This is a genomic window from Bradyrhizobium sp. CB82 (assembly GCF_029714405.1).
Taxonomy (GTDB): Bacteria; Pseudomonadota; Alphaproteobacteria; order Rhizobiales; family Xanthobacteraceae; genus Bradyrhizobium.
This window is the reverse complement of the sequence record NZ_CP121650.1, coordinates 755,559-770,923: the sequence shown is the minus strand read 5'-3', so window position 1 is coordinate 770,923 and position 15,365 is coordinate 755,559. Positions and strand designations below refer to the sequence as shown.

The 15,365-nt window shown below is 63.7% G+C and carries 14 protein-coding genes; 9 read left to right on the top strand and 5 right to left on the bottom strand.

Going from position 1 to position 15,365, the window contains the following annotated elements; translation table 11 throughout:
• Positions 1-67: 67 nt before the first annotated feature.
• Together pyrE and QA640_RS03615 are read left to right on the top strand one after the other, a co-directional pair.
• A complete protein-coding gene (gene pyrE, locus QA640_RS03620; RefSeq protein ID WP_283039403.1) occupies positions 68-631 on the top strand; it encodes an orotate phosphoribosyltransferase in 564 nt (187 codons plus the stop codon).
• A 181-nt stretch (positions 632-812) separates the two neighbouring features.
• The gene (locus QA640_RS03615) at positions 813-1,580 is read left to right on the top strand and encodes a DUF2865 domain-containing protein (RefSeq protein WP_283043110.1); all 768 of its coding nucleotides are present in this window, start codon (positions 813-815) and stop codon (positions 1,578-1,580) included.
• A 69-nt stretch (positions 1,581-1,649) separates the two neighbouring features.
• Here the strand turns inward: QA640_RS03615 and QA640_RS03610 are convergent, their stop codons facing one another.
• Together QA640_RS03610 and QA640_RS03605 are read right to left on the bottom strand one after the other, a co-directional pair.
• Entirely contained in the window at positions 1,650-2,081 is a 432-nt protein-coding gene (locus tag QA640_RS03610; RefSeq protein ID WP_283039402.1) for a hypothetical protein, read from the bottom strand.
• Positions 2,082-2,252: 171 nt separating this feature from the next.
• Entirely contained in the window at positions 2,253-2,486 is a 234-nt protein-coding gene (locus tag QA640_RS03605) for a hypothetical protein (protein WP_283039401.1), read from the bottom strand.
• A gap of 231 nt (positions 2,487-2,717) precedes the next feature.
• On the opposite strand from QA640_RS03605, the gene QA640_RS03600 reads away from it, so the two are divergent.
• The gene (locus QA640_RS03600; protein ID WP_283043109.1) at positions 2,718-5,243 is read left to right on the top strand and encodes a glycogen/starch/alpha-glucan phosphorylase; all 2,526 of its coding nucleotides are present in this window, start codon (positions 2,718-2,720) and stop codon (positions 5,241-5,243) included.
• A gap of 88 nt (positions 5,244-5,331) precedes the next feature.
• Positions 5,332-5,673 (top strand): hypothetical protein, encoded by a 342-nt coding sequence (locus QA640_RS03595; protein ID WP_283039400.1) that lies wholly within the window; start codon positions 5,332-5,334, stop codon positions 5,671-5,673.
• Between the two features lie 67 nt (positions 5,674-5,740).
• Here QA640_RS03595 and QA640_RS03590 read toward each other — a convergent pair whose 3' ends face one another.
• The 3 genes from QA640_RS03590 to QA640_RS03580 form a co-directional block, all read right to left on the bottom strand.
• Entirely contained in the window at positions 5,741-7,357 is a 1,617-nt protein-coding gene (locus QA640_RS03590; protein ID WP_283039399.1) for a phosphoenolpyruvate carboxykinase, read from the bottom strand.
• Between the two features lie 312 nt (positions 7,358-7,669).
• Complete coding sequence (locus tag QA640_RS03585) at positions 7,670-10,255, bottom strand: CHAT domain-containing protein (protein WP_283039398.1); 2,586 nt, start codon at positions 10,253-10,255, stop codon at positions 7,670-7,672.
• A 66-nt stretch (positions 10,256-10,321) separates the two neighbouring features.
• Positions 10,322-11,071: a DUF2470 domain-containing protein gene (locus QA640_RS03580; protein ID WP_283039397.1), complete on the bottom strand. Its 750-nt coding sequence runs from the start codon at positions 11,069-11,071 to the stop codon at positions 10,322-10,324.
• A 245-nt stretch (positions 11,072-11,316) separates the two neighbouring features.
• On the opposite strand from QA640_RS03580, the gene QA640_RS03575 reads away from it, so the two are divergent.
• The 5 genes from QA640_RS03575 (at position 11,317) to QA640_RS03555 (ending at position 15,317) form a co-directional block, all read left to right on the top strand.
• On the top strand, positions 11,317-12,018 hold the full coding sequence (locus tag QA640_RS03575) for a response regulator transcription factor (RefSeq protein WP_027520846.1): 702 nt from the start codon (positions 11,317-11,319) through the stop codon (positions 12,016-12,018).
• A 101-nt stretch (positions 12,019-12,119) separates the two neighbouring features.
• Entirely contained in the window at positions 12,120-13,922 is a 1,803-nt protein-coding gene (locus tag QA640_RS03570; RefSeq protein WP_283039396.1) for a sensor histidine kinase, read from the top strand.
• Between the two features lie 47 nt (positions 13,923-13,969).
• Positions 13,970-14,368 (top strand): HPr kinase/phosphatase C-terminal domain-containing protein, encoded by a 399-nt coding sequence (locus QA640_RS03565; protein ID WP_283039395.1) that lies wholly within the window; start codon positions 13,970-13,972, stop codon positions 14,366-14,368.
• 209 nt (positions 14,369-14,577) lie between these two features.
• Entirely contained in the window at positions 14,578-14,979 is a 402-nt protein-coding gene (locus QA640_RS03560) for a PTS sugar transporter subunit IIA (protein WP_024339151.1), read from the top strand.
• Positions 14,976-15,317, top strand: a complete 342-nt coding sequence (locus tag QA640_RS03555) for an HPr family phosphocarrier protein (RefSeq protein ID WP_283039394.1) — start codon at positions 14,976-14,978, stop codon at positions 15,315-15,317. The genes QA640_RS03560 and QA640_RS03555 overlap by 4 nt, the downstream gene beginning before the upstream one ends.
• Positions 15,318-15,365 lie beyond the last annotated feature (48 nt).

Below are 15,365 nucleotides of genomic sequence, written 5' to 3'. Positions count from 1 at the left end.
CCTCTGGCATGTCGGCGCTGTGGCGGATAGATTCCGCCTCCTCCAAAAGAGCTCTAGAGGGACTGTCGTGTCGAAATCAGCCTCCCGCGCCCGCTTGTTCGAAATCATCCGCCGGCGCTCCTTCGGCCGCGGCGAGGTGACGCTCGCGTCGGGCCGCAAGAGCGATTTCTATTTCAACCTCAAGCCGACCATGCTCGACCCCGAAGGGGCGACCCTGCTCGCCGAGCTCACCTATGAGGCGCTGAAGGACGACGAGCTCGATTTCATCGGTGGGCTGGAGATGGGCGCGGTGCCGCTGGCCGGTGCGCTGGCGCAGATCTCCTGGATCAAGGGCCATCCGATCGCGGCCTTCTTCGTGCGCAAGAAGCCGAAGGAGCACGGCGCCAAGCTTGCTGTCGAGGGCCTCGCCAAGGGCGAGACGCTGGAGGGCAAGCGCGTCGTGATCGTCGAGGACGTCACCACCACCGGCGGCTCGGCGATGAAGGCGGTGGAATCCGTGCGCGAGGCCGGCGCCAATGTGGTGCTGGTGCTGACCATGGTCGACCGCGAGGAAGGCGCCAACGACACCTTCGGCCAGGCCGGCCTGCCGTTCCGCTCGCTCTACAAGGCGTCGGAATTTTTGAAGGGGTAGAGACTCCTCTCCTCCTCGCAAGCGGGGCGGGGCAAAAGTCTCTTTGGTCACCGCTCATTTACCATCCCCGTCTTATTGTGACCTTGAAGCTGAGACATATTGGCCTCGGCTGGGTGCGTTGCGTCGGGTGGAGTAAGCTTTGCGTACACAGTTTGTGCTTGCGCGCCGGCGGCGCCGCGCGATGTTTTTGGGCACCCTCCTTGCGCTGCCTCTCCTGGCGGCACCGGCGCCGGTTTGGGCCGAGGGCTTCTTCGACTTCCTTTTCGGCGGAATGCAGCAGCGGCCACAGCGCGAGGTGCCGCAGGCGAATTCCCCTATCGATCCGTTCTCGGCACTGCAGAACGGCCCCGCGCCGGGCAATGTGCCGCCGACACGCTCCGCCGGCGGTTCCGGCCCGGCCTTCTGCGTGCGCAGCTGCGATGGGAAATATTTTCCGCTGATGCGCGGTGCCGTTTCGCCCGCCCAAATGTGTCAGGCCTTCTGTCCCGCCTCGGCGACGAAAATCTATTTCGGCTCCAGCATCGACGGTGCCACTTCGCAGACCGGCGAGCGCTATGCCGACAGCGAGAACGCCTTCGCGTTCCGCAAGGCGCTGCGCGCGGACTGCACCTGCAACGGCCGCGAGCCGGCCGGACTTGCGCCGGTAGACCTGGCACTCGATAATTCGCTGAAGGCCGGCGACGTGATCGCGACGAGTGACGGACTCGTCGCCTATACCGGGGTCCGCCTCGGCAACGAGCAGACCGCCGAGTTCACGCCGGTCGCATCCTATCCAGGTCTCACCGCACAGGTCCGCGCGCGGCTAGGCGAGATGAAGGTCGCGCCGGTGCGCGCCGAGACGGAGGCGGCGGACGCACCTCCTCCGGAGATCGTGCGCGAAACGCAGCCGGATGCGACGGTGCCGAAGACGTCTTCGCAAAAACCGGCCAAGCGCGCGGGGTTGGATTAGTCGTCACCAACTCTCGTGTCCCGGACGCGGCGCGTCGCTTGCGCGCTACGCCTTGTCCCGGGCAGGAGACTACCGTCCGATGATCACGCCGATCACGTTCGGCGCTGCCAGATACTTCTCCTCGATCGCCGCGCGCGCCGCGGCGCGGTTCTCCGGCGTGAGCAATCCGCGCTTCTCGGCCAGGATCATCCAGCAAAAGCCCCACCAGTCCGTCAGCATGCCCGCATCGTCGATGAGGTCATAACCCTGCTCGGCCGCGAAGATGCGCGCGTGCGCCTCGTCGAGCGTGTCGAGGAACAGGTGGTCCCCAGCCGAGAACAAATCATCGCTGATATCGTCGATGGTGTAGCCCCAGATCGACAGGCACACCGCGTTGAACTCGCGGTCGATCTGATCGTCATCGACCGCGTAGCGCCGCGCCGTCTGATGCAGCCGCGACAGCGAACGCGCGAAGTCGCCAATTCGGGTGAGGGCGAATTGATCAGAGGCAATGGTGGACATGTAGTCCTCGCAAAATCGGGCAGACGCTAGATATTGTGTCGGCGACACGCCGAATCACAATGATATATCAAAGGCTTGCTAAAATGTTCTTAATTCGTTCTGATGGACGTGCGAGCAGTTGAAAAACGTCGTTCTGCGCCAGGACGATACCGGAGGGCGAGGGCGTTCCCTTCAATTTGCCGCCGACAGCATCCTGTCGCCGCAATAGTTCGCGTAGAACTTGCCGCCGCATTGGCGCTTGATGGCGGCGCAGCGCGCGGCGGGTGTGGCGTTTTGGGCTAAGGAGAACGCACAGCTCAGGCCATCGGGGCTGCGGCCAACCTTGTCGGCGGCGAAGGCGGCGCTGGAAGCGGTGATGCAGATGACGAGCAGGGTGGCCGTGGCAATTTCGATCAGCAGTCTCATCGTCGTCTCCCTGGATCTTTTTCTCCAACCAAGGTCTGAATCTGTCGGCATTCTAGCACGAAATCCGCGTCTCTCCGTGCGCGACCGGGTTCCCAAGGCGGCCCATTCCTTGCATAAATGAACGCCAGCGCAGTGTATCGTCGCGCCGCAATGGTTCCGCTTCCGCGGCAGGCCGCGTAAGGTCTGGCGCGTAAGGTTTGTTCAGTGTCCCGAGACCAGGAAGTGACTGTTTTGCAAGAGCAATCGTTCCAGCCGAATTTTTCCGCACCCGGTCAGCCCATCGATGAATTGGCGCTGTCTGAGATCAAGGGGGCGATCCTGGCAAAGCTGCGCCTTGCCATCGGCAAGGACGCGGGCATGGCGACCCGGCACGACTGGTATCAGGCCGCAGCTCTCGCGCTGCGCGACCGCATCGTGCATCGCTGGCTCAGCGCGGAGAAGCGCAGCTACGACGCCGGGCGCAAGCGCGTCTACTATCTCTCGCTCGAATTCCTGATCGGCCGTCTCTTCACCGACGCGCTGAACAACATGGGACTGCTCAATATCTTCGAGGTCGCACTCGGCGATCTCGGCGTCTCGCTTCCAGACCTGCGCAAGTGCGAGCCGGATGCCGCGCTCGGCAATGGCGGCTTGGGACGGCTCGCGGCCTGCTTCATGGAGAGCATGGCGACGCTGTCGATCCCCGCGATCGGCTACGGCATCCGCTACGATTACGGTCTATTCCGCCAGATCATCAACCAGGGCTGGCAGCAGGAATATCCGGACGAATGGCTGGGCTTCGGCAACCCCTGGGAATTGCAGCGGCCGGAAGTCGTCTATCACGTCCATTTCGGCGGCGGCGTCGAGCATGTCGACGACAAGGGCCGTGACCGGGCAATCTGGCATCCGGCCGAAACCGTCCAGGCGATCGCCTATGACACGCCGATCGTCGGCTGGCGCGGCCAGCACGTCAATGCGCTGCGACTGTGGTCGGCGCGTTCGCCCGACCCCTTGAAGCTGGACGCCTTCAACACCGGTGACTATGTCAGCGCCAGTGCCGAGCAGGCACGCGCAGAAGCGATCTGCAAATTCCTCTATCCGAATGACGAGAGCCCGGCGGGCCGCGAGCTGCGCCTGCGGCAGGAATATTTCTTCGTCTCGGCCTCGCTCCAGGATCTCGTCAAGCGCCACCTCACCTCGGACGGCCAGCTGCGCAGCCTGGCCATGAAGGTCGCAGTGCAGCTCAACGACACGCATCCCTCGCTTGCCGTCACCGAGCTGATGCGGATCCTCGTCGATCTCCACAATTTCCGCTGGGACGAGGCGTGGAAGATCACGGTCGCCACGCTGTCCTACACCAACCACACGCTGCTGCCGGAAGCGCTGGAAACCTGGCCGGTCGAGCTGTTCGAGCGGCTGTTGCCGCGGCATCTCGAGATCATCTACCGCATCAACGTGCAACACCTCGCGCTCGCCGAAGCGCGCTGCCCGGGCGACATCGACTTCCGCGCGTCGGTTTCGTTGATCGACGAGAAGAGCGGTCGCCGCGTGCGCATGGGCCAGCTCGCCTTCGTCGGCTCGCACCGCATCAACGGCGTCTCGGCGATGCATTCCGACCTGATGCGCGAGACAGTATTCCACGATCTCAACCATCTCTATCCCGGCCGCATCACCAACAAGACCAACGGCATCACCTTCCGCCGCTGGCTAATGCTGGCGAACCCGAAGCTCACCGAGCTCCTGCGCGAGGCTTGCGGCGAGGCCGTGCTCGACGATCCCACGCAGCTCTCGCTTCTGGAAGCGCGCGCCAGCGACGTCGCCTTCCAGCAAAAATTCCGCAGCGTCAAGCATCACAACAAGACGGCGCTCGCGCGCGTGATCGGCGAGCGACTCGGCATCAAGGTCGACCCAAACGCGCTGTTCGACGTGCAGATCAAGCGCATCCACGAATACAAGCGCCAACTCCTCAACATCATCGAAACGGTCGCGCTGTACCAGGCGATCAAGGACAACCCCAACGGCAACTGGGTGCCGCGGGTGAAGATTTTTGCCGGCAAGGCGGCGGCGAGCTACCGCTACGCAAAGCTGATCATCAAGCTGATCAACGACGTCGCCGAGGTCGTCAACAACGATCCCGCGATCGGTGGCAAGCTCAAGGTTGCCTTCCTGCCCGACTACAATGTCAGCCTCGCCGAGGTGATCATTCCCGCGGCCGATCTCTCCGAGCAGATCTCGACCGCCGGCATGGAAGCCTCCGGCACCGGCAACATGAAGCTGGCGCTGAACGGCGCCATCACCATCGGCACGCTCGACGGCGCCAATATCGAGATCCGCGACCATGTCGGCGCGGAGAACATCGCGATCTTCGGCATGGAGGCCGGCGACGTGATGATCCGGCGCAAGCAGGGCCTGGATGCCGCCGACGTGATCCGCGGATCTCCGCAGCTTTCGCGCGCCATCAATTCGATCGGCGTCGGCGAGTTCTCGCCCGGCGATCCCGGCCGCTTCGAATCCATCGCGCATGCACTGCGCTATCTCGACCATTACATGGTCAGCGCCGACTTCGATTCCTACTACGAAGCGCAGCGCAGCATCGACGCGCGCTGGCAGGTGCTGCCGGCCTGGACGCGGGCCTCTATCCTCAACGTCGCACGCATGGCCTGGTTCTCCTCCGACCGCACCATCCGCGAATATGCCGAGGAGATCTGGAACGTGCCGGTGCACCCGACGACGCCCGCTTTCCAGGAGGCGGAGGATCAGCGCGGCGCGACGGGCTGATTTTTCCGCCGCGTGAAATCGATTACTCCGGAGGTCATTGATTTGGCAGGATAGCCATCATACTGAGCTCTTCTGCCCGGAGTCGACCATGTCTGTTGGCGAGTATGTCAGCCCTGATGGGCAGCTTCGGCTGCTCGTCATTTGTCCCGACGGCGACTGGACACTGGGCTTCAACGGATTTCCTTGGCACACGCACGGCAGCATCCGCGCCAGTCTCTCTGGGAAGGACGAGGCGACCGCGATCAATAGCTTTGTCGCTGATTTGACCAGCGGCAAGAGCGTGATCGCGATCAGGCACATAAAAGGCACCGCGGTCGATGTATGGGTTACGGATGATCCAGCGGAGGATGTCTCGAATTCTCGACGATATGGCCCCGAGGACGAGACGATTGAGTTCCGTCTTTGGGATGGAAGCGCAGTGAAGGTCTAGCTAGCTGGCGTACTCAAACAAAAAGGGCGGCCTCTCGGCCGCCCTTTTTGTTCTCAACAGAACGAAGTTACTCCGCCGCGAGCTTCACATCCGGCGCGGCCGCGCGCACCTCGGCATCGACCTGGGCTTCGAACTTGGCAAAGTTCTTCTGGAACATGCCGACCAGCGCGCGGGCGGTCTTGTCGAACTCGTCCTTGTCCTTCCAGGTGTTGACCGGATTGAGGATCTCGCTCGGCACGCCCGGCAGCGCGGTCGGGACCGCGAAGCCGAAATATTTGTCGGTGCGGAATTCGACGTTCCGCAAGCTTCCGTCGAGCGCGGCGGTGAGCAGCGCGCGTGTCACCTTGATCGGCATCCGCGAGCCGACGCCGTACTTGCCGCCGGTCCACCCCGTGTTGACCAGCCAGCAATCGACATTGTGCTGTGCGATCAGGTCGCGCAGCATGTTGCCGTAGACGGATGGATCGAGCGGCAGGAAGGGCGAGCCGAAGCAGGTCGAGAATTCCGGCTGCGGCTCATTGCCGAGGCCGCGCTCGGTGCCCGCAACCTTCGCGGTGTAGCCGGACAGGAAGTGATACATCGCCTGCGCCGGCGAGAGCTTTGCGATCGGCGGCAGCACGCCGAAGGCGTCGGCGGCGAGCATCACCACGTTCTTCGGCTGCGGCGCGCGGCCGGTGCGCGAAGCGTTGGGGATGAAATCGAGCGGATAGGCCGAACGCGTGTTCTCGGTCTTGGAACCATCGTCGAAGTCGACCACGCGGGTGTCGTCGTCGAGCACGCAGTTCTCCAGCACCGCGCCAAAACGCGTCGACGCGGCATAGATCTCGGGCTCGGCTTCCTTCGACAGCTTGATGCACTTGGCATAGCAGCCGCCTTCGAAATTGAACACGCCGTTCGGACCCCAGCCGTGCTCGTCGTCGCCGATCAGCGTGCGGTTCGGATCGGCCGACAGCGTGGTCTTGCCGGTGCCGGACAGGCCGAAGAAGATTGCGGTGTCATCCTTGGTGCCGACGTTGGCCGAGCAGTGCATCGGCATCACACCGCGCTCGGGCAGGTAATAGTTCAGCGTGGTAAAGACCGACTTCTTCATCTCGCCGGCATAGTAGGAGCCGCCGATCAGCACGATCTTGCGGGCGAAGTCGATCGCGACGACGTTCTCCGACTTGCAGCCGTGACGTTTCGGATCGGCGCGGAAGCTCGGCATGTCGACGATGGTGAGCTCCGGCACGAAGGTCGACAGCTCGATCGCCTCGGGGCGGATCAGCAGCGTGCGGATGAACAGCGAGTGCCAGGCGAGCTCGGTGAACACGCGCGTCTTGATCCGGTAGGCCGGATCGGCGCCGCCATAGAGGTCCTGCGCGAACAGCGCCTTGCCTTCGGCGTGCTTGAGGAAATCCTGATAGAGCGCCTCGAACTGCTCCGAGGTAATCGACTGATTGCCGGCCCACCACATCTTCTTGTCGGTGGTCGCGTCACGAACCGTGAACTTGTCCTTCGGGCTGCGGCCGGTGAACTCACCGGTATCAGCGCACAGCGCGCCATCAGCGGAGAGCACCGCTTCTCCGGCGGAGAGCGAGTACTGATAAAGTTGTGGCGCGCCGAGATTCCAATGAACCCGCTTGAGATTCCTTAAGCCGAATTTGTCGGCGCCGAAGGCACCGTTGCGCACGCCCGTCTCTTGCACGAAAAATCCTCCTAGAACCCGCATTTCCGGCGCGATCATCTTTGAGCGCCATCCATCGCGGACACCGTGAATAATAGGCCGTCCGGCCTCGGCTGGACGACGTAATACTGATGAACGCTGGCGTTGCCAAGCTGATCCCGTAGGTTTTGGTTTATTCAAGGGCCGGGCCAAAGGTCGCGCATGCCTGGTCTGAAGCGCGCGCGTCAAAAACGATCGATGATCGCGCAACCAAATGGGCAAATCAGCGTTGTCTGAGATTTTGCAACGCACAATCCGTCAACTGTTTTTCCAGTGCTGTTCTATCGTACCGCTCTATCGTACCGCACCTTCTCCGATCAGCGCGAAGGGTGCCCAGATCGCAGGATAGGCATTGCGCGGTGACGAGGCGTCATCGAGATAGGTCAACATTGCGCGCCGCAATGCTTCAGCTCGGCCGAGACCTGGTTCGTTTTTGAGAAAATCGAAAGTCGATGTGGTCAGCCGGGTGGCAGCTTCGGAATCGACCGCCCAATGCGAGACCAGAAGTGCACGCGCACCGGCATAGAAGAACGCGCGCGCCAGTCCCGACAATGCGTCCGCGCCCGGCTTGTCGCCGGCGATGGTGTTGCACGCCGACAGCACGACCCAGTCCGCATTGAGCTTGAGCGAAGCTACTTCGCTTGCGGTGAGCAGGCCGTCGTCGAAGTCGGTCGGCTGATCCGGCATCGAAAGCGCGAGCGAAGGCTCGCCCAATCCCTTGACGTCGCCGGCGACGAGACCGTGGGTGGCGAAGTAAATGATGCTGTATTGGGCAAGCACTGCCCGCTTCAGCGTCGTCTCGCTGGCGTCTCGGCCGAGATGGAGATCGGCGTCGGCAGCACCGACGTCCTTCGCCACGGCGCTGATCTCGTCCGCCGTGTCGGGCAGTTGCGGCAGCGCCTGTGCGAGCCGCGCACGATCGACGCCGGCACCGCGCCAGAAATCGGTATAGGCGAGCGTTGCAATGCTGCGCGCTGCAGCCTTCGTCGCGCGCCGGTCTGCTGGCGCCTCCTGCGCCGGATTGAACAGGGGATCGCCAAAGCCCGTCATCGGCTTGACGTTCTGATCCCTGCGCGCAGAGGCGCGCAGCGATTTCAGGCTGACCACCGAGGGCAACACCGAGACCGCCTGGCGCCGCAACAACCAGGCAGCGCTGCGATAGCCTTCGAGCGCGTCCGGTATCGCAGCTTGCGGCTTCTCGGTGACGAGCAGATGAAACGGCAAGGCCGTCAGCGCGCCGGATGGAACCACGAGCAGGCTACGCTTGTCCCGGGTCAAGTCTTCGACAGGCCCGAGCAACGTGACATAGAGCTCGTTGGCGAGTGCGAGATCGAACAGCCCTGACTTGCCGGAGGAATCGCGGGCCTTGCCGACATCGAGCCCCTTGCGAAACGCCGAGACCTTTTGCGCAAGCGCGTCACTGCCGAGCGGAATCCGCTTCCAGTCGACGCCTTCGCGCGTGATCGCAATGACATAGCTCTCCTTGTCGACGACAGCATAGACTATCATCGCTTCATCGGCCGACAGCAGGGCCTGGACCTCCTTCGCCGCCAGTGGCAGCGGGTTGGAGAGCGAGGCATAACCCGGGAATTCGAGAGCAAGTGTTTTCTGCAAGGTGGAACGCTCGCTGCCGATTGCCGCAAGGCGCTGGCGGTCACGCTGCTCGGCAGCCGCATCGCGCTGCGCGGACTGCTTTGACACCGCAGCGACCATCGCCTTGTCGAGCGTATCGGACTCTGCCGCCAGATCCTGATCCCGCCGCACGAGCTCGGCGAGTCGGTCGCTGCCGGCGGCGAGCCGCACCGCGAGTTTGTTCACGGCGGATGCAGCGGAGGATTGCGTGCCGCGCTGGATGGCACCAAGCGCTCCATCCAGCGCCTTGCCGTCAGTCAGCAATTGCTGCTGCCGGGCGGCGAACAGGATCGGCAGCACGATTCGGAGCTGCGCGCGATTGTTGGCGAGCGTCCTCTGCGCGAGCGGCAGCGCGTCGGCCGTGCGTCCCGAGACCTGGAGGAAATAGGCAAGATTGCCGGTCGAGGTCGCGACATCGGGATGATCAGGTCCGAGCGCACGCTCGCGGATCGACAGCCCGCGGCGATAAAGCGGTTCGGCATCCGCATAGCGCTGCTCGTGCTCATAGAGCCCGGCAAGATTGTTCAGCGAACGCGCAACATCGGGATGATCGGCACCCAGCACCTTTTCGCGGATTGCGAGCGAGCGCTTGATCGGCGCTTCGGCATCCGCATCGCGGTTGAGATCACGATAGATCTGGCCGAGATTGTTCAGGAGCGTCGCCACCGCGGGATGCTCGGGGCCCCCGGCTTTCTGGTAGATGGCAAGCGCGCGCTGAAACAACGGTTCGGCGTCCGCATAGCGCTCCTGCTTTACATAGAGCGTGGCGAGATTGTTGAGGGACTGGCCGACATCGGGATGCTGGCGCGACAGCGTTTTCTCGCGGATGGCGAGCGCGCGCTTGAACAGCGGCTCGGCCTCAGCGAAGCGTTGCTGACGTTGATAGAGCGCGGCCAGGTTGTTCAGCTCGGGCGCGATCTCCGGCGTATCGAGGCCGAGGGATTTTTCCAGCAAAGCGACCGCGCGCTTGTAAAGCGGCTCGGCCTGGTCGTCATGGCCCTGCGCGGCGTAGACCTGCGCCAGATTGTTCAGCGCGCCGGCGAGGTCGCGGCTGTTGTTGCCCTTCTCGAGGCTCGCCACCATGGCCTGCGCCAGTGACAAGGCTTCCGGATATCTGCCGGCGCGGCTGAGCTCGTTGATCTTGGCGCTTTGCACGGCGAGACTCTGCGCCGTGGCAGATGTGACGAAGGATGCAACGAGCGCGAGCGCAAGGCCAGCCGCCAGCGCCAAACGTACATTTCGTGTCATGAAAACTCTCGCTGCCGACCCAGGCCATATTGCTTGACCATGGGTCGCAGCGATGGGCGCCGCCGTTCAAGCCGGCTGTTGTCGACCCCGGGACCGCGCCTCGCCTGCCAGTCTGACCAGCATCTTGCGCAGCGCGTTGCCGTCAGTCACCCGTTCGGGGAACTCGAGTCGCAACACGGCCTGCTCCGACTGCATGTCCAGGCCCTCGGGATCACAGCCGGTGCAGCGCCACGCGGCCTCGGCTGCGCCGAGCAATCTTGTCGCATAGAGATTCATGGTGTCGCGATGGTCGGCATTCATGTGCGCGACGGCACCTTCCTCGGCTTCAAGCAACTCGTCGGCGTCGGCGAGGTCTGTGAGGAACTGCTCGGGCTTCAGATCGACGATACGACCGAATCCCGCGACCAGATGGGTTCCGGACGGCCTGATCCGGAAGAAGGAAAAATCCTTAAACGAAACAAAGTCTTCTGCGGAGGGATGGGCGGCAAGGTAGCGTCGGCGCAGGAGTTCCAGCTCGGCCCCGGCTCCCTGCTCCGCCTGTCCCGACAGCATGATCCGGGCTCCCTCGAGGGGATCGCCGGGGGCGCGCTCGTCCAGCATCAGCGAGACCCGGCCGTCGGCAAGGATGTTCTTGGTGTGCACGGCGAGCCGCGAAATCAGCAGGATCGGCGAGCCATCCGGGTGGCTCGCCAGATTGACCAGGGAGCAATAGGGATCGCCGGTACCCGGCATCAGAGTCGCGAGCGCCCCCTGCCGGGAGCGCCGCAGCAGTGATTTGGCAAGCTTTCCGGGGTCGAAATCGGAGGTCGGTTGCATCTGATTCTCTTCGGTTTTCCGGCTTTTACGGGTTGCAAGGCCGGCCTTTTCGGGGTTAAACGGGGCCTGGTTATGGGTCGGACCACGGCTGCTTCGCCGTGTTTCGAGAAACTTTGGTCACACTTCAGCCCAGCTTGCATTGCTCGGTGACAAGGTTCGAACCCCGGGTTGGGGGCCCATGTATGCGGCGCATCACTGGATTGCTCGCCGTTTTAGATCACGACCCCAACGGAAAGCAGAGGCTCATGCCCACAATCGCTTTGGTCGACGACGACCGCAACATTCTCACATCCGTTTCGATCGCGCTGGAAGCCGAAGGCTACCGCATCATGACGTACACCGATGGTGCCTCCGCGCTGGACGGCTTCCGCACCACGCAGCCCGACCTTGCCATTCTCGACATCAAGATGCCGCGCATGGACGGCATGGAGACGCTGCGGCGGCTGCGCCAGAAATCCGATCTGCCGGTGATCTTCCTCACCTCCAAGGACGAGGAGATCGACGAGCTGTTCGGCCTCAAGATGGGCGCCGACGACTTCATACGCAAACCGTTCTCGCAGCGGCTGCTGGTCGAGCGCGTCAAGGCGGTGTTGCGCCGCTCGGCGCCGAAGGACCCGACCGCCGCACCGAAGGAGAACGACGCCAAGGCGCTCGATCGCGGCCTTCTGCGTATGGATCCCGAACGACACACCTGCACCTGGAAGAACGAGCCCGTGACGCTGACGGTCACCGAATTCCTGATCCTCCAGGCGCTGGCGACCCGGCCCGGCGTGGTGAAGAGCCGCAACGCGCTGATGGACGCCGCCTATGACGACCAGGTCTATGTCGACGATCGCACCATCGACAGCCACATCAAGCGGCTGCGCAAGAAGTTCAAGGTCGTCGACAACGAGTTCGAGATGATCGAGACGCTTTACGGCGTCGGCTACCGCTTCAAGGAAGCCTGAGGCGAGCGCGCCTCTTTCGGGGACTTTGCGGACTGACGTTGCCGTCGGTACCGGCTAAGATGCGGGGACCAATCGCACCAGTCCTAACGCGGGCGTAAGCATTGCTTGACCGGACGCAGACTGATTCCAGCCTGAACGCCGAGGATGTTGCATCCGCGGGCGTTCAGGACTATTCGGCTGAGGAGAAGCAGGTCGCGCAAGGCTGGCGGCCGCTGAACTGGCTCAAGCGCGCCGGGCAGTTCTTCTTCGCGCTCTCGTTCTCGAGCCTCACCCGCCGCATCGTCTCGCTCAATCTCGCCGGCCTCGTCGCGCTGGTCGCGAGCATCCTGTATTTGTCGCAGTTCCGCGCCGGCCTGATCGATGCGCGCGCGCAGAGCCTCCTGGTGCAGGGCGAGATCATCGCGGGTGCGATCGCGGCCTCCGCGACGGTGCAGACCAACGCCATCACCATCGACCCCGACAGGCTGCTCGACCTCAAGCTCGGCGACAGCTATGGCGGTTCGGACGATTATTCGCCGCTGGATTTCCCGATCAATCCGGAGCGCGTGGCGCCTGTGCTGCGCACGCTGATCTCGCCGACCAAGACACGCGCCCGCATCTACGATCCCAACGGGATTCTGCTGCTCGACAGCCGCAACCTCGAGAACGTGCTGCGCTACGATTTGCCGCCGCCGTCCGAGAAGCCGGGCATCCTCGAACGCGGCATGACCTCGGTGCGCACCTGGCTCAACCGCGGCGACCTGCCGCTCTATCGCGAGCTCGGGCCCGAGAACGGCAATGGCTATGACGAGGTCGCCGATGCGCTGAAGGGCCAGAAGCGGTCGATGGTGCGGGTCAATTCGCGCGGCGAGGTCATCGTCTCGGTCGCGGTCCCCGTGCTGCGCTCGCGCGCCATCCGTGGCGCACTGATGCTGTCGACGCAGGGCGATGACATCGACCAGATGGTCACCGCCGAGCGGCTGGCGATCCTGAAAGTGGGCGGCGTCGCCGCCGCCGTCATGATCATGCTGTCGCTGCTGCTCGCGAGCACGATCGCAGGTCCCGTGCGGCGCCTCGCCGACAGCGCCGAGCGGGTCCGCCGCCGCACCAAGTCCCGCGTCGAGATCCCCGACTTCACCCGCCGCCGCGACGAGATCGGCCACCTCTCCGGCGCGCTGCGCGACATGACCAATGCGCTCTATCGCCGCATCGAGGCGATCGAGATGTTCGCCGCCGACGTCGCGCACGAGCTGAAAAACCCGCTGACCTCGCTGCGCTCGGCGGTCGAGACCTTGCCGCTGGCGCGCAACGAGACCAGCCGCGGGCGCTTGCTAGAAGTGATCGAGCACGACGTGAAGCGGCTCGACCGGCTGATCTCTGACATTTCGGATGCGAGCCGGCTCGACGCCGAATTGCAGCGGCAGGATGCGATCCCCGTCGATCTGCGCCGCCTCCTCACCACACTCACCTCGGTCGCCAACGAGACCAAGCTCGGCCACGACGTCGCGGTCGAAACGCGCTTCGAGGGCCGCGGCCCGACCGACGGCTTGTCCGTAACCGGTCACGATTCGCGGCTCGGGCAGGTGATCTCCAATCTCTTGTCGAACGCGCAGTCCTTCTCCGAGCCCGGCAACAAGGTGCGCATGACCTGCCGCCGCGCGCGGACCGAGATCGAGATCGTGGTCGACGATGACGGCCCGGGCATCCGCGAGGACGCGCTGGAGCGCATCTTCGAGCGCTTCTACACCGATCGCCCGCATCAGGGCTTTGGCCAGAACTCCGGCCTCGGCCTGTCGATCTCCAAGCAGATCATCGAGGCCCATGGCGGACGCATCTGGGCGGAGAATCGCGCAGGCCCGGTGGATGCCGACGGCATGGCCACGGTTGCCGGCGCGCGCTTCGTGGTGAGGTTGCCGGCGCTATGAGCGAGGACAGCGCCAGCGTCCACGCCTCCGCGGTCCGAATAGGGAATATGGCTGTACTGATCCGGGGGCCCTCGGGGGCGGGCAAGTCGCGTCTTGCCTTCGATTTGATCATGGCTGGCCGCGCCGGGCTGGTCGAAGCTGCCGTTTTGGTGGGCGACGACCGTGTCCATCTGGCGACAGTCGGCAACGAAATTGTGGTCCGCCCTGCCCCGGTCCTGGCCGGCCTGCTCGAGATCCGGGGCCTCGGCATCCGCCGCTGCGACTTCGTGGGACAGGCGAGCGTCGGCCTCGTTGTCGACCTTGCCGCGCCCGATGCGGGGCGCCTGCCGTCACCGGAAGCCCTGAAAATCACCATTTTCGGTGTCGAAATACCGCGAATCCCGGTCGGAGGCGGTTATCAGCCCCTTCCGCTGGTTGTTGCGGCCCTGACGACTACCAAGAGTTAATACTGCGTTATCCCCTCCGCCGATTGTTTGAAGGGATTCTGTAACCATATGAAGCCCACTATCGCGACCGAATTAGACCGGCGCACCTCCCCTCATACATCCGTATAGATTCAGGGAGATACGCAACATCCCCTCTTGCGCGGGGGCTCTGGATGGTCAAAGTGGCGCGTTCGTGCGGCGCACCAAAAGCGCCCGCGAGGAGTTTTCCGATGATTGGTCTAGTACTTGTGACCCACGGGCGCCTTGCCGACGAGTTCAAGGCAGCGCTTGAGCATGTCATGGGTCCACAAAAACAAATCGAAGCGATCACGATCGGCGCCGAGGATGATTCCGATCTCTGTCGAAGCGACATTATCGAGGCGGTTAATCGCGTCGATTCCGGCGACGGCGTTGCGATCCTCACCGACATGTTCGGCGGCACGCCGTCCAACCTTGCAATATCCTGCATGAGCCGACCGAAAGTCGAAGTGCTCGCCGGCATCAATCTTCCGATGCTGGTGAAGCTCGCCAAGGTGCGCGAGGAGCGCTCGCTGCCCGACGCGATCGCGATGGCCCAGGAAGCGGGTCGCAAATATGTCACCATCGCCAGCCGCGTGCTCGCCGGCAAATGAGCGACGACGGTGCGCCACTCGGAAGTGAGGCCGGTCCCGCTGCCGGGACGGGCGTGCCCGAGGGAGCGATTTCCAAGGAACTGCTGATCATCAACAAGCGCGGCCTGCATGCCCGCGCGTCCGCGAAGTTCGTGCAGGCGGTGGAACGCTTCAACGCGCAAGTGTGGGTGACGCGCGGCGGCGAAACCGTCGGCGGCACCTCGATCATGGGATTGATGATGCTCGCCGCAGGCCCCGGCACGACGATCATGGTTTCAGCCAAGGGCGATGAAGCCGAGGCCGCGATCGCCGCGATCACCGAGCTCGTTGAAAGCAAGTTCAACGAGGAAGGGACGTAGCTGCTTCGTCAATGAAGCCGCGGCAGGGTGGGCAAAGGCGCGTAGCGC